Consider the following 25,683-nt stretch of genomic DNA (forward strand, 5'->3'; position numbering starts at 1 on the left):
AAGAAAAAATCGAAATGTGTAGGAGCCTCTTATGAAAAGAGCTTTGAAACTCGGTGCAGCGGCTCTGATGACCGCTGTAGCCCTGAATGCCTCAGCAGCACTGCCGATCAGCGACTCTCAGGGCAAGCAATTGCCATCGCTGGCGCCGATGCTGGAACAGGTGAATTCAGCGGTGGTCAACATTGCCACCTTTTCAACCCAACAGGTATACAACCCGCTATTGAGCGATCCGTTCTTCCGTCGATTCTTCAACATTCCCGAGGGGCAGGCTCAGCCCAAGCAGCAGCGTCGGCAGGCCAGTGCAGGCTCTGGCGTCATTGTTGACCAGAATCAGGGCACAATTGTCACCAACTATCACGTGATCAAGGGAGCCGACGAGATACAGGTGTCTCTGGTTGATGGGCGCACCTTCAAGGCAGAGCTGATAGGGGCGGATCCTGAAGTGGACATCGCCGTACTGAAGATCAAGGCCGACCATCTCAAGGCACTGCCGATCGCTGATTCCGACAGTTTGAAGGTTGGTGACTTTGTGGTTGCGATCGGTAATCCGTTCGGCCTTGGGCAGACCATTACAACCGGTGTGGTCAGTGCACTGGGTAGAACGGGCCTCGGTATCGAAGGGTTTGAAAACTTCATCCAGACCGATGCCTCCATCAACCCGGGGAACTCAGGTGGTGCACTGGTAAACCTCAATGGTGAACTCGTGGGCATCAATACCGCAATCATCGCCCCTGGGGGCGGCAACGTCGGTATCGGTTTTGCGATACCGGTCAATATGATGCGTAACGTGGCTGACCAGATTCTGGATGAGGGTGAGGTTACCCGTGGCCAGATCGGGGTGGCGATACAGGATGTAACCCCTGAGCTTCAGCAGGCATTCAATCTTGATAACGGCCAGCAGGGTGTGTTGGTCACCGATGTGCTGAAAGATTCCGAAGCTGAGAAGGCCGGGCTCAAGTCCGGCGACCTGATCCTGGCTGTCGATGGCAAAGCCACACCGAATAGCGGGCAGCTTCGCCACCGCATCGCGTTTGCCGGGGTCGGGAAAACGGTAACGCTCACGTTGATTCGTGATGGCGACAAGATGGATGTCGACGTAGAAATCGGCAAGTCCACCAGTCGTCCATCGGATCTTCGTTTGCACAAGATGCTTGAAGGCGTCGGTTTTGCAAACTCCCCCGATGGGCGTGGCGTGGTGATTTCAGAGATCGATCCGCAATCCCATGCTGCTGCCGCGGGCCTGAGGTCTAACGATGTTATCCTGAGCATTAACCGTGAACGCGTGGATAATCTTGACGATCTCAACAACGTCCTGTCCCGTGTCGACGATAAGCTGTTGCTTCAGGTAAGGCGCGGTAATGGTGTGTTCTATCTCGTGCTGCGCTAAGTCTGTTTCTGGGTAAAAAGCTGGCAAGTAAGCCGCACCCTCGGGTGCGGCTTTTTTTATTTAGAGGGTACCGAGTGCGTATAGTGATAGTGTTCTAATCTGAATGTATTACAAATATTTCAATTTATTACGTAATAAAAACAAAAATATTTCGATATATTAGGCTTGATAACCCGGTAAGCGTATGGATAATACGTAAATAAATTACATTCAGGGCGCGATAAGATGTCCTGAAGCGTGGGGGAGCAGCATGAATCCTACAGTCGCGGCAGTTACCGAACGTATCGTGGAGCGTAGTCGAAAGACTAGGTCCGATTATCTGACGAGGATGGAGCGGGCGCGCCGTAGCAAGCCGCACCGCACCGAGCTGTCCTGCGGTAACCTGGCGCATGGGTTCGCTGCATGCGAGGCGCAGGACAAAGACCGCCTGAAGATGATGCAGCGCGCCAATATCGGCATCATCTCGGCCTATAACGATATGCTCTCAGCCCATCAGCCGCTCGAAGCGTTCCCGGCCCTGATCAAGGAGGCTGCGACTGCAATGGGGTGTACGGCGCAGTTTGCAGGCGGCGTACCGGCGATGTGCGACGGCGTGACTCAGGGACAGCCGGGTATGGAGCTGAGTCTCTTCAGCCGGGACACCATCGCCATGGCAACCGCCGTTGGATTGTCGCACAACATGTTTGATGCGGTGCTCTGTCTGGGCGTGTGCGACAAAATTGTGCCGGGCCTGCTGATCGGTGCGCTGAGTTTCGGTCATCTTCCGGTTATTTTTGTGCCGGCAGGTCCCATGACCACCGGCCTGTCAAACAGCGAGAAATCGCGTATCCGTCAGTTGTACGCCGAGGGTAAGGTCGATCGCGAAGCGCTGCTTCAGTGCGAGTCCGATTCCTATCATGGCCCCGGTACCTGCACCTTTTACGGCACCGCCAACTCAAACCAGCTGCTGATGGAAGCGATGGGCGTGCATCTACCGGGTGCGTCGTTCGTCAATCCCAACACGCCATTGCGTGATGCGCTGACGCGGGCAGCAGCCGAACAAGCCTGCCGGATAACGGAGCTGGGGCGTGACTATCGACCGCTCAGTCAGGTGATCGACGAGAAAGCGATCGTCAACGGGATCGTGGCGCTGCTCGCCACAGGCGGCTCGACCAACCACACCATGCATCTTATTGCCATTGCCCGTGCAGCGGGTGTGCTGGTCGACTGGGATGACTTCGCGGATCTTTCAGCGGCGGTCCCCCTGTTGACCCGGATCTATCCGAACGGTACGGCGGATATCAACCACTTCCACGCCGCCGGTGGCATGGCACTGCTGTTCAATCAGCTGCTCAGTGCACAGTTGCTGCATGAAGATGTCCTGACAGTGGTCGGTAAAGGGCTGGAGCAGTACACAACCGAGCCTTACCTTGAGGGCGGCTCGCTGGTCTGGAAGCAGGGGCCAACCGATTCGCTGGATAGCGATGTGGTCGCCAGCGTTCGCGAGCCTTTTGCCGTTGATGGCGGGTTGAAGTTGATGCGCGGAAACCTCGGGCGCGGTGTTATCAAGATTTCGGCCGTGAAGCCGGAGCACCGTGTCGTCGAGGGGCCTGCGGTGGTGCTTCATGATCAAAATGATCTGGAGCCACTGTTTCATGCCGGGAAGCTGGATCGGGATTGTGTCGTTGTCGTGCGCTTCCAGGGGCCCTCTGCCAACGGCATGCCGGAGCTTCATAAACTGACACCCTACCTTGGCACGCTGCAGGACCGTGGATTCAAGGTAGCGCTGGTGACGGATGGTCGTATGTCGGGCGCATCGGGCAAGGTACCGGCTGCCATACACCTGACGCCGGAAGCGGCTAAAGGTGGCGTGCTGGCAAAGGTACGCGATGGAGACATCGTGCGGCTGGATGCGAAGTCCGGCGAGCTGACGCTGTTGGTTGATGAGGCTGAACTGGCCGCGCGTGAAAATGCGGTGGCAGATCTGAGTGAAAACCAGTTTGGCATGGGGCGGGAGCTATTCGGTGGTATGCGCCGACTGGTCTCCGGAGCCGAGCAGGGCGCTTGTACGCTGTTTGTTGATGAACCGGAATTGCCCGTCAGGGGCTGAATCACTGGGTCGAGAGGAGTTGAGATGAGTACACAGGCGGATGCAGTTTTGAACAGTGCGCCGGTGATGCCGGTGCTGGTGATCGAACGGGTGGAAGATGCTGTGCCGTTGGCCAATGCGCTCAAAGCCGGTGGCCTGCGAGTGCTGGAGGTGACGCTGCGCACCGATGCCGCGTTGGATGCGATTCGTGCCATGGTTGACGAAGTAGACGATGTGATCGTCGGGGCCGGCACTGTAGCAACCGTGTCTCAGCTCGCCGATGTGGAAGCGGCAGGCGCTGCGTTTGCCATCAGTCCCGGAGCAACGGCAGCACTGCTGGAGGCCGGGCGTACCAGCGCTATCCCCTATATACCGGCGATCAGCACCGTCTCTGAGCTGATGAATGGGCTGGATGCCGGTTACTCGGCGTTCAAGTTCTTTCCGGCAGAAGCCAGCGGCGGTGTTGCAACGCTGAAAGCGATTGCAGGGCCTTTCCCGGATGTGCGTTTCTGTCCCACCGGCGGCATCGGAGCGGATAACTTCACCGACTATCTGAAGCTGCCCAATGTGAGTTGTGTCGGCGGCTCATGGGTGGTGCCGGCTGGTCTGATCCGTGACCGGGACTGGGCCGGCATAACCGCCTTGGCGGCAGCCGCCGTCGCACGGGCGGGGCAGTGTGGCTAGGTTCTTGTGTGAGTCGTTTTCGGCGCGTGATTGCAGCCGAAGCGGCATTCCCCTTTGGAAAGGATCGGTACGCAAATCGGTGTGCTCCGTAGTGTCAGCCGCTGCAAGGGACCGTTTTTCTGTGCCATTTGTTTCTTTCTTGCCGCCTGCCTGAGGCGGCTTTTTTCATCTATAGCTAGGGTTAGATGTACGGTTATCGCTATCTGGCCAAAGGAGTGTGACAAAATGGGTGCCCAGCTGATCAATCATGCCTGCGATTTTATGCTTTTCGGTGCGCGGGGTGATCTGGCGATGCGCAAACTGTTTCCGGCACTGTATCAGCTGCATCGTGCCGGATTGCTGCATCCCGATACCCGCCTGATCGGCATTGCCCGCAATGATTCGACGCAGGAGGAGTTTGTAGACGCGGTGCAGGCCACGCTCAAGCGTTACCTGAAGCCAGCCGAATTCGAGGCCGAGGTTTGGGACAGCTTCAGCCGCCGTCTGCACTATCTCAAGATTGAGATGACCAAGTCACCGGACTTCAAGCAGATTACACGGTTTATCGAAGGTTCCACCAATACTCTGGTGAATTATCTGTCTACGCCGCCGGCATTGTTCGCCGATATCTGCAAGAACCTGCACAGTGCAGGGGCAATTGCGCCAAGTACACGTATCATTATCGAGAAGCCGATCGGTCATGACCTTGAAAGCTCGCAGGTGATCAACGATACCGTTGCTCAATACTTCAACGAGAATCAGGTCTATCGCATCGACCACTATCTGGGCAAAGAAACAGTACAGAACCTCATTGCGCTGCGCTTTGCAAACAACCTGTTCGGCTCACAGTGGAACCAGAATCACATCGACCACGTACAGATCACGGTTTCCGAAACCGTGGGTATCGAGGGGCGCTGGGGCTACTACGATCAGGTGGGACAGATGCGCGACATGGTGCAAAACCATGTGCTCCAGCTGCTGTGCATGGTTGCCATGGACCCACCGAGCCAGCTGACCGCTGACGGCATTCGTGACGAGAAACTCAAGGTGCTGAGGGCTCTGCGCCCGATCACCGCCGAGAACGTAGCCCGGCGCGCTGTGCGTGGGCAGTATACCTCCGGTGCTGTACGAGGTGTTGCATGCCCCGGATACAAAGAGGAGGAGGGCAGCTCGGGCCGCAGTAACACGGAAACCTTTGTGGCCCTGCGCGCCAATATCGACAACTGGCGTTGGGCCGGTGTGCCGTTCTACATCCGAGCCGGCAAGCGCATGGCAACGCGGATGGCGGAGATCGTCATTGTTTACAAGAACCAGCCGCACTACATCTTCGATCCCAAGCAGAAGAGCATGGTCAGCAACAAGCTGATCATTCGGCTGCAGCCGGACGAGGGGATCCGACTGCAGGTGGTCACCAAAGAGCAGAGTCTGGACAAGGGCATGGCCCTGCAAAGCCGCGGCCTCAATCTGAACTTCTCCGAGGGGGATGAGGGGCGGCGTACACCCGACGCTTACGAACGCCTGATTCTAGAGGCGATGCGCGGGAATCAGTCGCTGTTTGTACGCCGCGACGAGATTGAAGCATCCTGGCGCTGGTGCGATGCCCTGATTGACGCTTGGGACGAGAGCGGAGATCAGGTTAAACCCTATTCGGCCGGCAGCTGGGGGCCTATCGGGTCCATTGCCCTGATCGAGCGTGACGGGCGGTCCTGGCATGAATAAGCTTGAGTTGCATACGGAGTTGAATCAGGCGATCGAACTCAAACAGTTCGATCAGCGCGAGGCGCTTGAGGCAGCGTTGTGCACACGGATCGGCGAGCGCTTGGCAGAGAGTCTTGAGCGTCGTGGCGAAGCAGCGTTGGTGGTCTCCGGCGGGCGCACACCCGCGGCGCTGTTCGAGCGGTTGTCGCGTCTGCCGTTGGCGTGGTCGAACGTAACCGTGACGCTGGCGGATGAGCGTTGGGTCGACGAGCAGCATCAAGACTCGAACGCTCGCACTGTTCGTACCCACCTGCTACAAAACCATGCCGCTCAAGCCCGTTTCCTCCCCTTGGTTAACGAGGCGGATACCCCGCATGAGGGGCAGGCTATAACCGAGCATGCGTTGACACAGCTGCCCCGGGTGATTGATGTCGTGGTGCTCGGCATGGGCGAGGATGGCCATACTGCGTCTTTCTTTCCGCATGCCCCGGAGCTAGCTCAGGCGCTGGATCCGAAACCGGCCAGCGATTGTGTTGCCGTCACACCGCCGGCAGCGCCTTGGCATCGCATCACGCTGACGTTGCCGCGTTTGCTGGCAAGCAGAGAGATCATCGTGCATCTGTGCGGCGAGTCGAAACTGCCGGTGCTGCAGCAGGCGCTGGCGGTAGGGCCGATAGCGCAGATGCCTATTCGCGCCGTTCTGCGACAGAAGAAAACGCCGGTTGCGATCTACTGGGCACCCTGAGGGATTCTCTCAGTGGTGAGTGTTGGTCAGTAAGATTGGACGCCATGCTTAAGCAGCATACGCGGGAGTACATCGTCAAGGTTTTGCACGTCTTTGTCTTCCAGCTCAATCAGCTTGAATCCGTAGCGCTTGTATATATCCTGTTTCTGTTGTTTTCGGGCCAGGTATTTGGGGTCGTTTTCGTATCCCCAGTATTCGATATATACCTTACCCGTAGGGATGTAGAAGTCGCAGTAGACCTCTTCCTCGATCGGCAGTTTGCGCTCGTATGCATGAACAATCTCCGCCATATAGAGCCAGTTATCGATCAGCATTTCAGCCTTCGACCTTACATAGTGGCCGTCGGTGGTACGTAGCTTCGCCTCGAACTTGTCTCTAAAGCCAGTTGTTCCACCATCATTAGTCTGTTGCGCTTCTACCGATTCAATTTCCCCTTGGACTTCACCGATGGTGCTCTTAAACGCTTTGTTATCGATTATTGCAGCGGGCCACACCACGTATGGAATACCAGAGCGATAGTCTTCGCGCTGTTCGCCTCCGGCCTTGTTGCCAGAGGCGGTCAAGTTCCATCCCTTAAGTGACTTCTCTATCCACCCGAGCTCTGAAAAAATGGAGTTCATGCGATTGGCGGAAAGGTTGTAGAGCTTGCCAATTGCGGTTGCGGACAGCGTCTGGTCCGCGCCAGCGCTGCTTTGCGTATCATTTGCGCTATCGATCCGCAAATCGCTTGGCCAGCCTATGTATTGACCATACTTGGGGTGTTGAATGTATTGGCCACCAGCGTTTTCGCCTGCTGGAAGGAGTTGCCACTGATCGTCTTTGCGGCAGATATAGCCTTTTGATTCAAGTATATGGAACAGTTCTTTTGAACTGATGCCGAGAGATTTGGCAAGAGCCGATGTGGAGATGGTATCGCTCATCGTGTTAACACTCCTTGTAACCGTTAACTCCTTTAACGCCTTATTCTAGCGAGGAATACAGGGTGCTAGAAGCACAATGAGTGGTGATTGAGGACCTGCGGCCAGAGGTCTGACCGCATACTCAGAGGCGGGTTATCCCAGATCGGCCAGCGTCGGCAGCGCATCGAACGCGCCTTTTCGGGTGACGGCAAAGGCACCGCACTGCATGCCGGTGTGCAGCACCGATTCCAAAATGTCCCGATCATTGAGTGCCTTAAGCTGCACGCGGTCGATATCGCGGCTGGCCAGTGCATACAGCACGCCGCCGGTAAATGCATCGCCCGCGGCCGTGCTGTCGACGACCTGAGCCTTGGGTGGCTGCAACTGGCCGTTCAGCTCACGGCTGAAATAGCGCAGCGGGTTACCGCCGTCGGTCAGCAACACAAGGCTGACGCCCGCTTGCTGAATCCGTTCGATGACAGCGTCTTCGGTGGTATCACGGCAGAGGAACTCAAGCTCTTCGGTGCAGAGCTTGAGCAGGTCGGCCTGACCGATGGCGTCCCAGATGAACGGCAGCGGATCCGAGCCCTCGGGCCAGAGATTGTGGCGCAGGTTGATATCGAAACTGACCAGCGTGCCGCTCTCGTGCGCCTTGGCAACGCCTGCGAATGTGGCGTCTCGAATGCCCGGTTCGGTCAGGGTGTTGGAGCAGTAATGGAAGATGCCGGGCTCTTCGAACCAGGCATCATCGAACTCATCCGGGCGAAACAGCAGGTCGGCCGAGGGCGAGCGGTAAAACTCGAACGAGCGCTCGCCGTGGGCATCCAGCGATACAAACGCCAGCGCCGTTTTCGCCTCAGCGGTTTGCAACAGGTAATCGGTATGCACCCCGGCGCCTTGCATCGCCTCTCGCAGGCAATCGCCGAACATGTCCTGTCCGACCTTGCCTGCGAAATATGAGCGCCCCCCCAGCTTGCCAACCGCCACCGCTACATTGGCCGGCGCCCCGCCGGGAAAAGCCGTGAAATTCTCCGGTCCATCGGGAGCTGTGCCACCAACGCGATTGGACAGCATATCGATCAGTGCTTCGCCAAAGCTGATCACCTTTTTCATGATGGGGTACTCACCTTTTTACGTTCTGTAGCGGTTGAATCTGTAACCTTAGCGGGCTTGTCGGCAGGTGTCGCTTTATTCTGCGCCGGCGCTTGATGGAGGTGGCTGCGTACGATCTCCATAAGCCCCTGGGTGGATTGGTCGTAGTCGGCGCTTTTAAGCTCGATGTTGCGGCTGATCTCGGTGGCCAAACGCTTGCCGAGTTGCACGCCCCACTGGTCGAACGAGTTGATATTCCACACCGCGCCCTGCACGAACACCTTGTGCTCGTAGAGCGCGATCAGGGCACCGAGATTGCGAGGGCTCAGCTTTTCCATCAGCAATATGTTGCTGGGGCGATTGCCGGGACAGGTGGAAAAGTCGAGCAGCCCGCTCTTTTGATCGCCATTCATGAACGCATTGGCCTGCGCAAGCATGTTGGTGAGTAGGGCAAAGTGGTGTTCCTCAGTTTTCTCGTCCGGCTCCAGAGAGGCGATAAAATCGATGGGAACAAAGCGCGTGCCCTGATGCAGCAGCTGGAAGAAGGCGTGCTGGCCGTTGGAGCCCGTCTGTCCCCAGACGATGGGGCCGGTGGCATAGTCCACCGGATGGCCGTCCATATCCACCGACTTGCCGTTGCTCTCCATGTCGAGCTGCTGCAGGAAGGCGGGCAGCTGATGGAGTGCCTGATCGTAGGGGATGATCGCCTGCGTTTCCGCGCCCAGGAAATTGATATACCAGATGCCGATCAGCGCCAGAATCACCGGCATGTTGTGCTCAAGCGGTGCCTCCATAAAATGGCGGTCCATCTCATAGGCCCCTTCGAGCAACTCGATAAACCGGTCGTACCCTATGCTCAGCGCTATGGGCAGGCCGATGCTCGACCAGAGCGAGTAGCGCCCGCCCACCCAGGCCCAGAACTCGAAGATGTTGTCGCGGCTGATGCCGAACTCCATCGCTGCCGCCTGATTGGTCGACACGGCGATAAAGTGCTGGCTCATATCCGTCTGCATGCTGGTGTTCTCGAGGAACCAGCGCCGTGCAGTCTTGGCATTGAGCAGTGTCTCCTGGGTGGAGAAGGTTTTGGTCGAGACGATAAACAGCGTGGTCTCCGGGTCGAGGCCGCCTAGTACCTTGCGGATATGCTGGCCGTCGACGTTGGAGATGAAGTGGAAACTCAGATCCGGGTGTTTGTAGTTCAACAGTGCACGACAGACCATATTGGGCCCCAGATCGGAACCGCCGATGCCGATGTTGACGATATGGCGGATACGCTTGCCGCTATAGCCCTTCCACTCGCCGCTGCGTACCTTTTGAGTAAAGGCTTCAAGCTTTTTCAGTCCGGCCCGGATATCGGGCATCACGTCCTTGCCGTTGACCATAAGCGCATCGTCGCCGCGGTTGCGCAGCGCGGTGTGCAGCACCGGCCGCTTTTCGGTGACGTTGATGATATCGCCGGAGAACATCTGGGCGCGGCGCTGGCGCAGAGGCGAATGTTCGGCCAGTGCAATCAGCGCTTTCATTACCTCGTCATTCACCTTGTTCTTCGAATAGTCCAAAAACAGCTCGCCAAGGCGCAAACTCATCTTGTCAAAGCGTGCGGCATCCTGATTGAAATAGTCGGCGATGCGATCGGATTGGGTTTTCTCTGCAAGGGCCTGAAGCTTTTTCCAGGTCACGGATGAACTCAACTGGTACATGGCGGCGTCTCTTATTCTTGGGTGTGAGAAGGACTCTGATCGTTGGTGTTGTAGCCCCGGCAGGTAAATGGGGTATGTCGGGAAGCAGCGCCCTTTGTAACAGTTGTAACAGGGAGGCGGAGGCTCTGAAAGCTCCGAGGCAGACGATAGGAACTATAGTGCTCAGAGGGGCTAACAACTGAACAACGTGATCGACCTGTAATAATTGAAATACTGCCGGCGCGGATCTGTGATATGTAGAGCACCGGATAACAATAAAGAAGGGAGATAGGATGACAGAGCCTGTTCGTCTGCGGATTCTCGTTGTCGACGATGAAGCGGATATGCGCGAGCTGCTGCAGGATCTGCTGGAGGATAGCGGCTACGAAGTGCATACCGCCGCCAGCGGTGAAGAGATGCGCTCGGCACTGGGGGCGGCCGTCTATTCGCTGGTGATTCTGGATCTGCGCCTCAAGGGTGAAGATGGCATGCAGCTCGCGCGGGAGCTACGTCGACAGTCCAGTATTCCGATCATGATGCTGACCGGCAAAGGCGACGAAACCGATCGCATTCTGGGGCTTGAGATCGCCGCGGACGATTTCCTGATGAAACCGTTCAACAATCGGGAGCTGGTAGCTCGGGTGAGAGCGACCCTTAGGCGCTCCACGGAACTGAGCGCCCCGACCTCGCGTAACGATCAGTATCGGCATGAAAGGCTGAGCTTCGATGGCTGGATTCTGGATCTGTCCGCGCGCACGCTGGCGCGCCCTGACGGCAAGCCCGAGCCACTGACCGGTGCCGAGTTCACACTGCTTGAAGCGTTGGTTAAAGCGCATGGTCGGGTACTGAGCCGTGATCAACTGCTGGAGGCTACCCGGGGGCTGGATGCCAATGTGTTTGACCGGACCATCGATGTCCTGATTCTGCGGTTGCGCCGCAAGATTGAGCCCAATCCGCGCCAGCCTCGCTACATTCGCACCGAACGTGGCCTGGGCTACCAGTTCTGCGAAGCGGTGGTTCAGTGTTGAGGCTCTCGGCTTGAGTCAGCAAAACCGAGCGGCGGCGCGCCCCTGGATAGGCCGCCACTGGGGCGGGTTGCGTGTGCGTACCCGTCTGATGATCGCCTTCAGCGTGCTGCTCGGGGCCACGCTTGCCATCGCAATCGTCGGCTGGGTGGGGCTTAGTAATACCGGTACCGCACTTCATCAGTTTGAAGAGCAGGCGTTACCGGATATCTCACGCTCACTGGAGTTGGCCGAGCGGACCGCAAACCTCGCGGCCGTCGCCCCCTATGTCGCCAACGCCAGCAGCCCCTTCCTGTTGCAGGGCGAAAGCCAGAACCTGCGTGATCGCATCACCCTCGTGCTGGCACTTGCCGCTGCCATTCCCCAGCTGGATGCGGCGGCGCCCAAGCTGCAAACGCTGCTGCGCCAACTTGAGCGCACTGTAAACGATCTGATCGATCTCACCCGCGAGCGGTTGTTCCTGCGCGAGGATATGCGCCAGCTTGAGTATCGCCTGGGCAGCCTTGCTGCGCGCTATGGTGACGATGCCGACAAGGCACAGCTGGTTCAGCTGGCCGAGCGTCTATTGCTGGCCGCACAGGTAAGTAATCCGGCCGAGCTTGACCTGCTGGAGCAGCGCTATGCGTCCGGCCTTGCAGCGCTCAGAACTGAAGGCGGAATGCAGGAGGGCGCCGACGAGCTGGCCCGGATAGGCTCAGGCGAGCACAACCTGTTTTCCCTTCGTCTTAAACAGCTTGAGTTCGAACAGCGCAGCGCCTATCTGCTGGCCTCAACCCGTGCTATCAGCGAGCAGCTCAGCACCGAGGTGGGACAGTTCGTGGCCCATGTCGAAAGCCGGATCGAGCAGCAAAGCCGTAGGGTCGGCAACGCGATCGCCTCGGGTAAAAGCGGCATTCTGCTGATTACGCTGCTCGGTGTCGCCGTGGCGCTGGCCGGTATCTTGGTTGTGCGTTTGCTGGTCCGGGATCTCGGTGCCGTGACCGGGTTGATGACGCGACTGGCAGGCGGCGATACCGATCAGCAGACACCGGCGGTGGAGCGACACGACGAGATCGGCGATCTGGCCAGAGCCTTTCATGTGTTTCGTGAGAATGCGGTTGAGATCACGCGGATCAGCCAGTCGTTGCGTGAGCAAAGCCGACTGCTGGAAACCGTCTTCAATAACATCAACGACGGCCTGAGCGTATTCGATGCTCAGGGCAGGCTGCTGGCCTGGAACCCGGGGTATGCCGAGATTCTCCGCCTGCCGCCGGAGCGGCTGGCACCCGGCGTTACGCTCGAGCAGATACAGGAGATGCTGGCCGAGGAGGCGCGGGACAGCTGGGCGCTCGACGGTATGGCGCTGGACCGTGAGGAGCTCAATACCCTCAGGCGACAGCGTGTGCAACGTTTCGAGCGGCACTTTGCCGACGGGCGTATTGTCGAATTTCGCAGCTCGCCGTTGCCCGGTGGCGGCTTCGTAACGCTCTACAGCGATCTGACAGAGCGCAAGACGATAGAAGAGCAGCTACGACAGTCGCAGAAAATGGAGGTGCTCGGTCAGCTCACCGGCGGTGTGGCTCATGACTTCAATAATCTTCTGGCGGCGATTATCGGAAACCTTCAGCTGTTGGAAAGCAGGCTCGAACCCGAGAGCCGCGCTGCCAAAAATGCACGCCGTGCGCTGGCAGCAGCCGAGCGTGGCGGGGGCCTGACCCAGCGCCTGCTGGCCTTTGCGCGCAAGCAACGCTTACAGCCTGAAACGATCGATGTGGACCGCTTGATCGATGAGATGATCGATCTGATCGAGTACAGCGTCGGGCCCGCCATCGAGATCAGCCTTGATCTGAACGCCTCGAACTGGCTGGTTAACGTCGACCCCGGCCAACTGGAAAACGCGCTGCTGAATCTGGCGATCAACAGCGCCTCGGCGATGCCCAAGGGCGGTACGCTGCGATTTGAAACCGACCACCTTTCCAACGCCGGACTTGAAACGGGCGAAGAGGCGGTGCTGATCAGGGTGCAGGATACCGGCAGCGGTATTAGCGAGGCACATCTTGCCCGTGTGTTCGAGCCCTTTTTCACCACCAAAGAGGTAGGGCAGGGAAGCGGGCTGGGGCTGAGTATGGTGTACGGTTTCGTGAAGCAGTCACAGGGTGATATCCGTATACATAGCCGGGTCGGCGAGGGCACCTGTATCGAAATACTCCTGCCTCGCGCCCCGGCCGCCGCGACGATATCCGGGACAGATAACAAGGATACTGAGCTTGAACAAGGGCAGGGACAGTGGATTCTGGTGGTTGAAGATGACCAGCCGGTGCGCGAGATGGCGCAGGAGATGCTGGAGTCGCTCGGGTATAGGGTCGAAGCGGTGGGCGATATCGATGCAGCGTTTTCAGCGCTGACCGAGCGCGCCGATTTCGCACTGGTGTTCACCGACATTAATCTGGGAACCGCCTACAATGGGTTGAATCTGGCTCAGGAGGTGTCCGACATGTTACCGGGCCTGCCGGTGCTGCTGACCTCGGGGCTTCCGGCGGAGCAGCTGACCAGCCGCTACGGCTTGCCTGCGGGGCAATATGTGCTGGCCAAACCCTATCGCCGTGAAACACTGGCCAATGCCGTGGCCGCCACAATGGCGATGAGTCACCCAGGCGATAGTCGTGATCGTGCCGACGACAAGGAGTCCCGATGAAGTCCCTGGCGGTGAATCTACTGTTTAGCTCTCTGCTGGCGCTGTGTCTGCCAGTGGCGGCAAAGCCGCTGTCGATCGGGGTGTCGGTGTCGGATCTTGGGAACCCCTATTTCGAGCGGATCGCGCGGGCCGCCGAGCAGGAAGCGCGGCTTCAGGCCGGCAGTGAGGTACAGGTTCAGGTTGTCTCCAGCGCCTATGACCGCCAGCGGCAGACCGCGCAGATAGACCGTTTCATCGCCGATGGCGTCGATCTGATTCTGCTTTCTGCCGCCAGCTTTGACGGCCTGAACGAGCCGATAGCGCGTGCTCACATGGCCGGTATTTACGTAATCGCCGTGGATGTACGTGCTCAAGGTGCGGACGTTACCGTGACCACCGACAATCGGGCGGCAGGGGCACTGGCGTGTGACTATCTGGTCGGCAAACTTCAGGGCACGGGGCGTGTGGCGATTATCAATGGCCCGCCTGTGTCGTCGGTGCTGGAGAGGGTGAACGGCTGCCGCGATCGTTTTGCACAATCGCCCGGTATCGAGTTGCTGTCGATGGACCAGAACGGCGGTGGCAGTTTCGAGGGCGGTTTCGAGAAAATGACGCACCTGCTGACGGCCTATCCGCGTATCGATGCAGTCTTCACCATCAATGACCCGTCGGCATTGGGTGCCGAGCGCGCGGCCAACGAGGCTCAGCGTAGCGAGTTCGTGATCGCCAGCGTGGATGGCGCGCCTCAGGCACTCGAACGATTGCCCCAGCCGGATACGCTATTGGGCGCGACGGCCGCACAGTTCCCCAGTCGCATCGCCAGAAAAGCGATAGAGTTAGGGTTGCGCCTGATTCGGGGCGAAACCTTGGAACGGGATATCTGGCTGATACCGCCTGAGCTGATAACCGCTGACAATGTAGGGGACTTCAAGCAATGGTGAGAGTGCATACCGTCTTATGAGTGCTGATCAACCCACCTCTGCTCCTGCGGCAAACACCGGCTCCTGTGCGCTGGTGGCCGATATCGGCGGCACCCATGCGCGCTTTGCGCTGATGCTGCCGGACCGTTTGCGCCCGCAGCACAACGTAACGCTGGCGGTCGCGGATTTCGATGATATCGAGTCGGCCATTCGAGCCTATCTGAACCAGGCACCGCTGGCGCAGGGGCTTTGGCCTCAAAAGGCCTGTCTGGCGCTGGCGTGCCCTACCGATCGCGACATGATACGGATGACCAATCACGGCTGGTCGTTTTCCCAGGCACGGCTCAAGCGTGATCTAGGGTTTACCCAGTTAGCCGTGATCAACGATTATGCCGCTCAGGCGTACGCCATCCCCTCGCTTCAGCGGCACGAACTCTTTAACGTCGGTGGCGCAGAGGCATTGACAGAGTATCCGGTAGCTCTCATCGGCCCCGGTACGGGGCTGGGTATCGCAGGGTTGATTGACGATGGCACCGGGCCACGGGTGGTGGTGAGTGAAGGCGGGCATGCGGATTTTGCGCCCAGCGATGATCGCGAAATCGAGATTCTGCGCTACCTCATGCGCGATCACGCACATGTGTCTATCGAGCGTATCCTCTCCGGAGGCGGGCTTGTCCGGCTGTATCAGGCCCTGTGCGAGATGCAGGGCGTGAAGGCCGAACTCATGACGCCCGCCGAAATCAGTGCTGCGGCGATTGGTGACGGGGCGGGTGTCTGTTTAGATACCGTGGAAACCTTCTGTGCCATATTGGGCAGTGTCGCGGGCAATACCGCACTGACCTTTGGTGCGCGGGGCGGCGTGTTTATAACCGGTGGTATAGTGCCCCGTATGCTCGATCTGTTCGCTGCCAGCGAGTTTCGTGCCCGTTTCGAGGCAAAAGGGCGGTTGCACGATTATATGTCTGCTATTCCTACACAGGTCGTGATCGCCGAACAGCCGGGGCTCCTTGGGGCGGCGGCTGCGCTCAGAGCCATGTGAACACCTCTGCTGAACACTCAAGCGTGACGATTCGGGCAAGAATCGGATGGATTACCGATCGATCCGTGTTGATACTGGAGCCAACTGTTTGAAGTGAGGTGGCCCGAGGGTGAGATCGGGCCAAAGCGTACGATGGCGACAAATACTGTGGATCGACTGATCGAGGCGGCGCGCTACATAGAGCAGCATGCGCATGAAAGGCTGACGCTGGCAGTGCTCGGCGAGCAGGCCAGTATGTCCCCCAGCCGTTTTCAGCGTGTATTCAAGGCCGCGTTCGGCATATCACCCAAAGCCTATCAGGACGGCGTCAGGATGGGGCTGTTGAAACAGTCCTTGAGGGCGGGCAACGGCGTTACCCAGGCGATTTATGATGCGGGCTTTGGCTCTATCAGCCGTGTATACGGTGAGGCCTCACGCAACCTCGGCATGAAGCCGACAACCTACCGCGCCGGTGGCGAGGGCGAAGAGATCGTGTACGCCTGCCGTGCCACGGCACTCGGCCCCATGATGCTGGCTGCAACCGCCAGCGGTGTGTGTTTCGCCCAGTTTGATGATGACGAAGCAGCACTTTATTCACGGCTTGAAGCCGAGTTTCCCAAGGCTAGCCTGCGCGCGTCACCGGCCGGTCAATCACCACTGCTTGATAGCTGGATTGAATCCATCGACTGCCATATAAGCGCTGGTGCCCCGCGCCCGGATCTACCGCTGGATATGCGCGGTACGGCGTTTCAGATCAAGGTCTGGCAGTTTTTGATGCAGGTTCCGCGCGGGCAGGTGCTCAGCTATGGCGAGCTGGCGCAACGGGTGGGTCACCCCAAGGCGGTCAGGGCGGTTGCATCAGCCTGCGCGCGTAACAGAATCGCCGTACTGATCCCCTGTCACCGGGTTTTAAGAGGCGACGGTGGGCTGGGCGGCTATCGCTGGGGGCTGGATCGAAAACGCGCGCTCATCGCCTCAGAACGCGAGGAAAACGCCTGACAGGACAGGCCCAATGTGGGGGCTGTTAAACACACTTCATCTGCCGGGCGGGTTTGACCAACGCCCGACCGGCTGTCTATAACACCAGAAGCGCCGACAAAAACTCTAACGCTGTCAGGCCCTTATTTTATGTTCAGTACCAGTCTGGTTGTTGTCACGCTCACCTTGTACATGGCGTTCCTCTTTGCTGTGGCCCAGCTCACGGAAAGAGGGCCTGATCGCCGGACAGCCTTTACCCCCTATGTGTATGCACTGGCATTAACCGTCTATTTCACCTCGTGGAGTTTCTACGGCAACGTTGGTTTTGCCACTAATTCGGGGTTTATGTATCTGGCCACCGATGTGGGTACGCTGATCGCACTGATGCTCTGGTGGCGGGTATTGCGGCGTATGGTACGCATCAAGGAGAGCTACCACATCACCAACATCGCCGACTTCATCTCGGCGCGTTACAACCGCTCGCAGATTGTTGCGGCGCTGGTGGCGATGACGGCGCTGTTCGGCATCGTGCCCTACATCGCCCTGCAACTGAAATCGATCGTGAGCACCATCGGCATCATATTGCCTGTACGGCATGAGGACTGGAGCGGGGCGGGCCTGCTGGTGATGCTGGCAATGATCCTGTTCACCGTGCTGTTCGGTGCCCGGCGGCTGGACCCGACCGAGCGCCATCACGGTGTCATGGTGATACTGGCGCTGCAGGGTGTGGTCAAACTCGTGGCGATACTGGCGATCGGGCTGTTTGTGACCTACGGCCTGTACGATGGATTTACATCACTGATCGACGAGATCGATGCCGCAGGGTTAGAGCATCTTAAAAGCTCAAGCACGCCGCAGGGCTCGGTGACGGCACAGTGGATCACGCTGATCGTGCTGGGCATGGTCGCCATTCAGTGTCTGCCACGCCAGTTTCATTTGGCCGTGGTTGAAAACTCCAATGAGCGCGACATTCGCACCGCAATGTGGATATTGCCGGTGTATATGCTGCTGTTCGATCTGTTCATCACCCCCATCGCCGCCGCTGGTTTGCTTCAGGGGTTGCCGCCTGCTCTGGCGGACGAGTTCGTGTTGCGCCTGCCCTACATGCAGGGGGCTGAGTGGTTAACCCTGCTGGTGTTTATCGGCGGCTTCTCAGCCGCGACCGGTATGGTGATCATCAGTACCATGGCGCTCTCGACCATGGCCACCAACCATCTGATGATGCCGGTCATCGAAGGGGTGAAGGCCTGCAACTTCATGCGCCAGTACCTGCTGCAGCTGCGCTGGCTGATGATCGCGGTGATCATTCTGTGCAGTTATGGCGTCGCCTGGATCTTCAGTGGCAGTTACATGCTGGCGACCATGGGCACTATCTCGTTTGTGGCGGTGGTGCAATTCGCCCCGGCGATGTTCGGTGGCATGGTCTGGCGCGGAGCCAACCGTATCGGCGCGATTACCGGCCTGATGTTGGGGCTGCTGGTCTGGTTCTATACCCTTGTGCTGCCGGCATTCAGCCGTCAGGGCTGGATCGATACAACCTGGCTGATCTACGGCCCGGGGCGGATCGAGTGGCTGCGTCCTGAGGCGCTGATGGGCATGGATATGCTCTCGCCGATCAGCCACAGCGTGTTCTGGTCGCTGTTTTTCAATATCGCATTCTTTCTGCTGGGCTCCTGGCTTTACACGCCAACCAAAGAGGAGCGCACCCAGCTGGCGGAGTTTATGCGCGCCATGTCATCCGGTAGCCGCGTGCACACGGGACGGCTGACGGGGCTGGAAGCCTATGTGGAGTTTCGGCCGAAGTGTGCCGAAGCGGTGAAGCTGCTCTCGCGCTATCTGCCGGATAAAAAGGCCGAGCGGGAGGTGGCGCAGATTGTTGATCTGTTGCAGGCACAGAAGAAGGACCGCCTCACCATTATCGAGCTGGTGGAGTTTCATCGCATGCTGGAGATCACGCTGGCCGGTTCCATCGGCGCGGCGAGCGCACACCGGGCGATCGAGAGCGGTGTCGGCTACAGCGAAAGAGAAAAGCGCGATCTGCATGCGATCTACAGCCACATCGCGACAGAGTTGGGCGGCCCTGACTCTGCGCCGCCAGAAGGGATTAAACGCCCGGATGCCGAAGACGTCCGCTACAGCTTCGTCACCGAACTGCAGACGACAATCGAGCGCCAGAAAGGGGAGTTGTCAGCGCAAAAAGCGACGCTTGAGCACCTTCAGGAGAGGTTGGACAAACAGGACGAGGAGATTTTCGAGCAACGCGTCATCAACCAGAAGCTGACCCAGGAGCTGACGGAGCTGCGCAAACAGGTGGATAGTGAGCGTTAGCATAAAAAAGGGCAGCGAATGCTGCCCAAAGACTACAAGCACAGAGCCCCCACAAGAGATGGTTCAGGCGGCAAACGCACCGGCCGGATGTTCGTTCGGATCCATCGCGCCTGTCATGATGGCCACTGCGTCGGACATGCTGTGGGTGTCGGGCTTGATGACCGCCACGCGCTTACCCAGCCGATGAATGTGGATGCGATCGGCCACCTCGAATACGTGCGGCATGTTGTGGCTGATCAGCACAACCGAAAGCCCCCGGTCGCGCACATCCCTGATCAGGTTCAGTACCCTGCGTGACTCTTTTACCCCCAATGCGGCGGTGGGCTCATCCATGATCACCACATGTTTGGCGAACGCGGCGGAGCGCGCTACCGCAACACCCTGACGCTGGCCACCCGAGAGCGTCTCGACCGCCTGATGAATGTTCTGAATGGTCAGCAGGCCGAGTTCAGCCAGTTTTGCTTTTGCCTCCTCATGCATCGCCTTGCGGTCGAGCATCTTGAACACCTTGCCGAGAATGCCGGGCTTGAGCTTTTCCCGGCCCAGATACAGGTTGTCCGCAATATTCAGCGAGGGGGCGACGGCCAGATTCTGGTAGACGGTTTCGATACCGGCTTTGCGTGCATCCATCGGGCTTTTGAACTGAACGGGTGCGCCATCCAGCAGGATCTCACCAGCATCGGGGACCAGTGCCCCGGAGAGCGCCTTGATCAGCGATGATTTTCCGGCACCGTTATCGCCGATCACCGCCAGTATTTCACCTTCGCGCAGCTCGAAATCGGCACCGTCGATGGCGGTTACATGGCCGTAACGCTTAACCAGTTGGGTGGCTTTGAGCACGAGTTTTTGATTTTCAGTCGTCATATCACACCTTCCTGATCCACTGGTCGAGGCCGACCGCGATAATGATCAGCAGGCCCACGGTGAAGTCCTGCCAGAGTACATCGACGCCCGAGAGCGCCAGACCGTTGCGAAATACACCGACAACCAGCGCACCGAGCAGTGTGCCGAAGATTGAGCCGCGGCCGCCGAACAGTGAACAGCCGCCGATCACCACCGCTGTGATGGAGTCGAGGTTGGCCATCATGCCCGCCTGCGGGCTGACAGAGCCGATGCGGCCAATCAGTGCCCAGGCCGCAACCGCGCAGAAGAAGCCCGCGACGATATACACCGAGCGCAGAATCCTGTCGGTGCGGATACCGGCAAGGCGTGCCGCGGCCGGGTCATCCCCGGTGGCGTATACATGGCGGCCCCAGGCTGTCCAGTTCAGCGCGTACCAGACGATGGCAAACAGCACCAGCATCATCAGTGAGCCGTAGGTAAAGCGCGCGCCCAGCAGTTCAATACTCTGGCCGGTCCAGTGCAGTATCGGCGCGGCGGCGTCGATCGCCTGCGAGCGAATGGTCTGGCTACCGGAATACCAGAGATTCAGGGCGAAAAAGATGTTCCATGTACCGAGCGTCACAATGAAGGGCGGCAGGCGGAAAAACGTCACTAGCAGGCCGTTTATATACCCGGCGAGCGCGCCAGCAAACAGGCCAAAGCCCAGCGCCAGTATTGGCGAGAGCCCGTATTCAACGCCAAAGCGGCCCATGATCACAGACGTGAGCACCATGATGGCGCCGACCGACAGATCGATCCCGGCGGTGAGAATGATCAGTGTCTGAGCGATGCCCAGAATGCCGATGATGGTTACCTGCTGAACGATCAGCGAAAGGTTGAACGGGTGCAGGAAGCGGTCACCGATGAGCGTGCTGAACACGAGCACGGCCATCAGCAGCACGATGGCCGGGGCCGCGGTGGGGTAGCGGTGGAAGAAACGGTGCAGCCGGGTGAGCAGCGGCTCGGACTCGCGCTTGAACGACGCGAAGTCGCCACTGGCTGCGGCGGCAACCAGCTCATGCTCGGCGGCGGCTGATTTCACAGTAGTGTTGGACATGGGAACTCTCCGATCTGATGAATCGGGTGCAAGCAACGAGCCATTCGCCGCTTGCACCTCCTGGCGTCAGCGTGCGGGTGTTAGCCCCAGCACATATCCAATCCATCCGACGAGCTCTTGGACGCAACACCGTCGACGGGCGTGTCGGTAATCAGCTCAACACCGGTGTTCACGAAATCGAGCCCCTGTGTCGCTTCTGGCTTTTTGCCTGTTTTGGCGAACTCCAGCACCGCCTCGACACCCATGGAAGCCATTTTCAGCGGGAACTGCATGGAGGTTGCGCCGATGACGCCAGCCTTCACGTTATCGACACCGGGGCAGCCGCCATCAACCGATACCACCAGTACATCCTTGTCTCGGCCAACAGCACGCAGTGCCTCATAGGCCCCGGCAGCGGCCGGTTCGTTAATGGTGTACACCACATTGATATCAGGCTCTTTCTGCAACAGGTTTTCCATCGCCCGCCGGCCGCCCTCTTCGGCACCCTGGGTGACATCGTTACCGACTACGCGCGGATCGGTTTCATCGCCGATCCGTTTCGGGTCGGCCAGATCGATACCAAACCCCTTGAGGAAGCCCTGATCGCGGGCGACATCGACGCTGATCTGACTGGTATTCAGATCCAGCATGGCGATCTTGGCATCGGCCGCCTTGTCGCCAAGGCGCGCCGCCGCCCATTGGCCGATCAGCTCACCGGCCTTGAAGTTGTCGGTTGCAAAGGTTGCATCAGCCGCATCGGCAGGGGAGAGCGGGGTGTCCAGCGCAATCACCAGCATGCCGGCCGCACGGGCTCGGTCGATTGCAGGCACAATGGCGGCCGAGTCGTTCGGGGTAATCAGAATACCTTTTGCACCGGCAGCGATGAGGTTCTCGACAGCCTGAACCTGAGATTCATTGTCGCCATCAAACTTGCCCGAAAAGGTGCGCAACTCGATACCAACGGCTTCGGCCTTCATTGCCGCGCCCTCTTTCATCTTGACGAAGAAAGGGTTGGTATTGGTTTTGGTGATGAGGCCGACAATTGGCTTGTCTTCAGAAAATGCAGAGGTGGTGCATAGAGCGCCGGCCAGAGCCAACGCAGAAACGATCGCTTTATGTTTCATTGGGAACTCCCGTTTTTTTAATTTTTATCGAGGTTCAGCGGTAGAGCAGATCCGCCGTTGACAGCGATTACAGAACGCCGAGGTGAACGCCGAATGTCGGCGTGCGATTTTCTTGTTAACAATTGAAACAGAGAGTGGCAGGCTTTTCGGGTGTGCGATGGACTGTTTGCCCGCCAAACATTAACCGCACGGAAATGACCGCATCGGTACAATCCCTCTGGCGCACGCAAACACATCCCAAGGAACACCACACGTAAAAGGAGAGACAGTGCAGTCCATCGGTGAAAATATCTGGATCTTCGACGGCGAAGCCGTCCCATTCTTTACCTTGCCCTACACCACGCGGATGACCGTCATTCGGTTGTCAGACGGAGGGCTGTGGGTGCATAGCCCCATTAAACTGACCGCCGAGATTCGAGAGTCTCTGAACGCTTTGGGGCCCATCCAATACCTGATTGCACCCAATGCGCTGCATCATCTCTTTATCGGGGATTGGGCTGAGGCGTATCCAGAGGCGCAGCTGTGCGGCACGCGGGAGGTGATCGAGAAGCGTCCCGATGTTCACTTCAATCAAACACTGTTGCCAGATGCCGAGTACGGCTGGTCACAGGAGATCGACAGCCTGCTGTTTACCGGTTCGAAGTCGATGCAGGAGTGCGTATTTTTCCACCGTGCCTCCTCGACGCTGCTGCTGACCGATCTGATTGAAAACTTCGCCCCCGAAGCGCTGCCGCCACTCAAACGCTGGATAGCGCGCTGTGCCGGTATCGTCGCGCCCAAGGGCAAAACACCCATCGATTGGCGCATCACCTTTTACCCCAACAAGGCGCTGGTGCGGGCGCATCTAGAAACGATCCTCTCCTGGCAGCCCAAAGCGATCGTGATGGCGCACGGGGTGCCGGTGATGTCCGGTGCGCCTGCTTTTCTCAAGCGCGCTTTTGGCTGGACCGGTCTAACGCCGGGGTAAGCTGACTGCTGTATGTTTAATACGTCAATGTTTACCTGTTAAAACTGTTGTGCTTATATGCATTTACTAAAAATAATTAAAACGAGGGCATCAGCCCGGGGGATGTATGCGGTCGAAGCTCAGCTTATTCGTCTGTTTTGGCGCACTGTTTACGGCAATCTGGTGTTTTCTGGGCTACCGGATCTATACGGCGGGGCCAGAGGCCAGCGCGCTGATCGGCATCTACGGCCTCTGCTCAGTGCTCGTGCTTATGGCGGTTACGTTTGTTGCGCGTGCTATGCGCGGCGCATCCGGTGGCACCCTGCACCAGGGCGGCATCGAGTCTTTGGCGGCGCGCCTGATGAAGGGCGATCTGACGCTCGAAGGCGTATCCAGTGACTCCCGCGGTGCTGTCGCTCACCTGAGTCAGGGTATCGACAAGCTCAAGCATGCCCTTAGCCAGTTCTCCCAAAACAGCGTACTGCTTGCGCACTCGGCGCAGGGGTTGGATACCAATCTTCAGCGCATCGACCGCGCAACCGACGAAATCGTTAACCAACTGAACATGTCAGCCTCGGCCAGCGAGCAGCTGTCGGCCGCCGCCGCCGATGTGGCCCGCAACTGTGACGGTGCCTCAGAAAACTCCCGCGAGGCTAACGCCGTAGCCCTACAGGGGCAGGCGATCGTCAACAACACCATCGAGTCGATGCACCGCACGACACGTATCGTGACCGACTCGGCCGATATTATCCGCCGCCTCGGCCAGCGTTCGGACGAGATCGGGAAGATCATCGATCTGATCGGCAACATCGCTTCGCAAACAAACCTGCTAGCGCTCAATGCGGCTATAGAAGCCGCCCGCGCTGGCGATCAGGGGCGCGGCTTTGCGGTGGTCTCGGGTGAGGTGCGCCAACTGGCGGAGAAAACCACACAGGCGACCGAGCAGATTCGCAGCACGGTCGAGGCGATGCAGGTAGAGCTTGAAGAAGCGGTGCACACCATGGAGGAGGGCGTTGTGGTGGTGCAACGCGGCACCGAAGACGCCCAGCGCTCTGAATCCGCGTTGAGCGACATTCTTACCCATATTGCATCGCTGGTCGGCGAGATCGAGCAGATTGCCGTTGCTTCACGTCAAACCACGGCAACCACTGAAGAGCTCTCCAACAGCCTGCATCAGGTGGCCAAACTGATGGACGAGACATCGGGTAACGTCAATCTCAACGGCCAGATCGTATCCAAACTCTCGCGCTCGGCCAACGAAATGAAACATGTGATTGGGCAGTTCCGTTTGGTGACCAAAGCCGATGCAGAGGCGCTGGTACATCGCGCCTACGAGTATGTGCAGGCTCACGGCCGCGAGAAAGCGATTAGCGTATTCAACGACCCAGAAGGGGAGTTTGTGCAGGGTGAGCTGTATCTGCTGGTTCAGGATTACGACGGCAACATGCTGGCGCATGGCGGCAACCGCGAACTGGTCGGCAAGAACCTGGCCAATGCCAAGGACGCCGATGGCAAACCCCTGTGCCCGCCACTGGTGCAAACTGCCCGTGAAAAAGGCGAGGGTTGGTACAGCTACAGCTTCATGAACCCTCACACCGGAAAACCCGAACCCAAGCACAGCTTTGTAAAAGCGATGGGGGAGCAGTGCTATATCGCGTGTGGGATATATCAGCCGGAGGGGTGAGGGGGCTGCCTCCAAATTCTAGCTGCGGCTTGTTACCCAAAGGTGGTGATAAAGAGTACCTCGGCTTAGCGCACAAAGAGGACATTAGATGGAATAGGAGCTTATGACCCAACACGGATTCGGTACGCCTCTTGACGCAACTGGTCATCAAGCCTAAGAAGGTTTCCTTTTGCGTGTGACATTGAGGTGGTTGCAGATCTCTTTACGCTTATCATTTGTCTCAAGTTAGGCCTTATTCCCAGGCAAAAAAACGGGCCACAAGGGCCCGTTTTTAATCGGTTACTGAACTCGAGGTTCAGATCGCGGAAATGTTTTCAGCCTGAGGACCTTTCTGGCCCTGAGTAACAGAGAACTGAACTTCCTGGCCTTCAGTAAGGGTTTTGAAGCCTGAACCCGAAATCGCACTGAAATGGGCGAAAACGTCCGGACCACCGTTCTTCTGTTGGATAAAGCCGAAGCCTTTAGTTTCGTTGAACCATTTAACGGTGCCAGTAGTGGTAGACATAATAGTATTCTCGTTCAAATAAATGTTTGAACACCACAGCTAAAATGCTGAACATGTTCGGATAATGCTTTAAATAATACAATGACTTATGAAAACAGAACGAGGTACATACGATTAGGCAGGACGTCGAAAAGGCGCATAAATGCAGGTGTTACTCTCAAGCCAATTCATAGTACGCTTATTATTAGCTTGGTGATAGCTTTATTAAATTTATTTTGATAAAAGGCTGCGGCTATATATAAACCATAGCCTTTTCAACTGATTGGGGATTCTACAAACAAGTCTCTCAGCATGAGACACTTCGCACTCTGCTGTGCTGATCCCCCATGGGTTACCAACTCTCACTCTCCTTC

20 protein-coding genes are annotated in these 25,683 nt (G+C 58.0%); 13 read left to right on the top strand and 7 right to left on the bottom strand.

The genetic code is table 11. The features are described from left to right. The first annotated feature begins 31 nt into the window (after nucleotides 1–31). The 5 genes from ADIMK_RS15655 (at nucleotide 32) to pgl (ending at nucleotide 6,561) form a co-directional block, all read left to right on the top strand. The gene (locus ADIMK_RS15655) at nucleotides 32–1,387 is read left to right on the top strand and encodes a DegQ family serine endoprotease (RefSeq protein ID WP_036190154.1); all 1,356 of its coding nucleotides are present in this window, start codon (nucleotides 32–34) and stop codon (nucleotides 1,385–1,387) included. Between the two features lie 250 nt (nucleotides 1,388–1,637). Continuing rightward, a complete protein-coding gene (edd, locus tag ADIMK_RS15660) occupies nucleotides 1,638–3,476 on the top strand; it encodes a phosphogluconate dehydratase (RefSeq protein WP_036190155.1) in 1,839 nt (612 codons plus the stop codon). Nucleotides 3,477–3,500: 24 nt separating this feature from the next. Further along, the gene (locus ADIMK_RS15665) at nucleotides 3,501–4,139 is read left to right on the top strand and encodes a bifunctional 4-hydroxy-2-oxoglutarate aldolase/2-dehydro-3-deoxy-phosphogluconate aldolase (RefSeq protein WP_036190156.1); all 639 of its coding nucleotides are present in this window, start codon (nucleotides 3,501–3,503) and stop codon (nucleotides 4,137–4,139) included. A 225-nt stretch (nucleotides 4,140–4,364) separates the two neighbouring features. Further along, nucleotides 4,365–5,837, top strand: coding sequence for a glucose-6-phosphate dehydrogenase (zwf, locus tag ADIMK_RS15670; protein ID WP_036190158.1), 1,473 nt, complete (start codon nucleotides 4,365–4,367; stop codon nucleotides 5,835–5,837). Continuing rightward, entirely contained in the window at nucleotides 5,830–6,561 is a 732-nt protein-coding gene (gene pgl / locus ADIMK_RS15675) for a 6-phosphogluconolactonase (RefSeq protein WP_051693010.1), read from the top strand. Before zwf ends, pgl begins: the two co-directional genes overlap by 8 nt. Nucleotides 6,562–6,587: 26 nt before the next feature. Here pgl and ADIMK_RS15680 read toward each other — a convergent pair whose 3' ends face one another. From ADIMK_RS15680 to pgi, 3 genes are all read right to left on the bottom strand, one after another. Continuing rightward, nucleotides 6,588–7,481 carry a phage antirepressor KilAC domain-containing protein gene (locus tag ADIMK_RS15680; RefSeq protein WP_036190159.1) on the bottom strand — a complete coding sequence of 298 codons (894 nt, stop codon included), beginning with the start codon at nucleotides 7,479–7,481 and terminating at the stop codon, nucleotides 6,588–6,590. A 132-nt stretch (nucleotides 7,482–7,613) separates the two neighbouring features. Beyond that, nucleotides 7,614–8,573: a carbohydrate kinase family protein gene (locus ADIMK_RS15685; RefSeq protein ID WP_036190161.1), complete on the bottom strand. Its 960-nt coding sequence runs from the start codon at nucleotides 8,571–8,573 to the stop codon at nucleotides 7,614–7,616. Continuing rightward, on the bottom strand, nucleotides 8,570–10,252 hold the full coding sequence (pgi, locus tag ADIMK_RS15690) for a glucose-6-phosphate isomerase (protein WP_051693011.1): 1,683 nt from the start codon (nucleotides 10,250–10,252) through the stop codon (nucleotides 8,570–8,572). The genes ADIMK_RS15685 and pgi overlap by 4 nt, the downstream gene beginning before the upstream one ends. 272 nt (nucleotides 10,253–10,524) lie before the next feature. Between pgi and ADIMK_RS15695 the strand changes: the two genes are divergently transcribed. From ADIMK_RS15695 to ADIMK_RS15720, 6 genes are all read left to right on the top strand, one after another. After that, nucleotides 10,525–11,259: a response regulator gene (locus ADIMK_RS15695; RefSeq protein WP_036190163.1), complete on the top strand. Its 735-nt coding sequence runs from the start codon at nucleotides 10,525–10,527 to the stop codon at nucleotides 11,257–11,259. A 10-nt stretch (nucleotides 11,260–11,269) separates the two neighbouring features. Then, a complete protein-coding gene (locus tag ADIMK_RS15700; RefSeq protein WP_156042950.1) occupies nucleotides 11,270–13,930 on the top strand; it encodes a PAS-domain containing protein in 2,661 nt (886 codons plus the stop codon). Continuing rightward, entirely contained in the window at nucleotides 13,927–14,850 is a 924-nt protein-coding gene (locus ADIMK_RS15705) for a substrate-binding domain-containing protein (protein ID WP_036190165.1), read from the top strand. The genes ADIMK_RS15700 and ADIMK_RS15705 overlap by 4 nt, the downstream gene beginning before the upstream one ends. 16 nt (nucleotides 14,851–14,866) lie before the next feature. Beyond that, nucleotides 14,867–15,868: a glucokinase gene (locus ADIMK_RS15710; protein WP_051693013.1), complete on the top strand. Its 1,002-nt coding sequence runs from the start codon at nucleotides 14,867–14,869 to the stop codon at nucleotides 15,866–15,868. Between the two features lie 132 nt (nucleotides 15,869–16,000). Next, the gene (locus ADIMK_RS15715) at nucleotides 16,001–16,846 is read left to right on the top strand and encodes a bifunctional transcriptional activator/DNA repair enzyme AdaA (protein WP_051693035.1); all 846 of its coding nucleotides are present in this window, start codon (nucleotides 16,001–16,003) and stop codon (nucleotides 16,844–16,846) included. A gap of 129 nt (nucleotides 16,847–16,975) precedes the next feature. Then, nucleotides 16,976–19,153 carry a hypothetical protein gene (locus tag ADIMK_RS15720; RefSeq protein ID WP_036190166.1) on the top strand — a complete coding sequence of 726 codons (2,178 nt, stop codon included), beginning with the start codon at nucleotides 16,976–16,978 and terminating at the stop codon, nucleotides 19,151–19,153. A 63-nt stretch (nucleotides 19,154–19,216) separates the two neighbouring features. Here the strand turns inward: ADIMK_RS15720 and ADIMK_RS15725 are convergent, their stop codons facing one another. From ADIMK_RS15725 to ADIMK_RS15735, 3 genes are all read right to left on the bottom strand, one after another. Then, nucleotides 19,217–20,017, bottom strand: coding sequence for an ATP-binding cassette domain-containing protein (locus tag ADIMK_RS15725; RefSeq protein ID WP_036190168.1), 801 nt, complete (start codon nucleotides 20,015–20,017; stop codon nucleotides 19,217–19,219). Between the two features lies 1 nt (nucleotide 20,018). Beyond that, on the bottom strand, nucleotides 20,019–21,092 hold the full coding sequence (locus tag ADIMK_RS15730; RefSeq protein ID WP_036190170.1) for an ABC transporter permease: 1,074 nt from the start codon (nucleotides 21,090–21,092) through the stop codon (nucleotides 20,019–20,021). 80 nt (nucleotides 21,093–21,172) lie between these two features. Continuing rightward, a complete protein-coding gene (locus tag ADIMK_RS15735; protein WP_036190172.1) occupies nucleotides 21,173–22,195 on the bottom strand; it encodes a sugar ABC transporter substrate-binding protein in 1,023 nt (340 codons plus the stop codon). Between the two features lie 268 nt (nucleotides 22,196–22,463). Between ADIMK_RS15735 and ADIMK_RS15740 the strand changes: the two genes are divergently transcribed. Both ADIMK_RS15740 and ADIMK_RS21445 read left to right on the top strand, forming a co-directional pair. Next, nucleotides 22,464–23,162, top strand: a complete 699-nt coding sequence (locus ADIMK_RS15740) for a DUF4336 domain-containing protein (protein ID WP_036190174.1) — start codon at nucleotides 22,464–22,466, stop codon at nucleotides 23,160–23,162. Nucleotides 23,163–23,268: 106 nt separating this feature from the next. Further along, nucleotides 23,269–24,825: a methyl-accepting chemotaxis protein gene (locus tag ADIMK_RS21445; RefSeq protein WP_051693014.1), complete on the top strand. Its 1,557-nt coding sequence runs from the start codon at nucleotides 23,269–23,271 to the stop codon at nucleotides 24,823–24,825. Between the two features lie 295 nt (nucleotides 24,826–25,120). Here the strand turns inward: ADIMK_RS21445 and cspE are convergent, their stop codons facing one another. Beyond that, entirely contained in the window at nucleotides 25,121–25,330 is a 210-nt protein-coding gene (cspE, locus tag ADIMK_RS15750) for a transcription antiterminator/RNA stability regulator CspE (protein WP_036190176.1), read from the bottom strand. Between the last annotated feature and the right edge of the window lie 353 nt (nucleotides 25,331–25,683).

This window comes from Marinobacterium lacunae (assembly GCF_000705555.1).
In the GTDB taxonomy this organism is placed as follows: Bacteria; Pseudomonadota; Gammaproteobacteria; order Pseudomonadales; family Balneatricaceae; genus Marinobacterium_D; species Marinobacterium_D lacunae.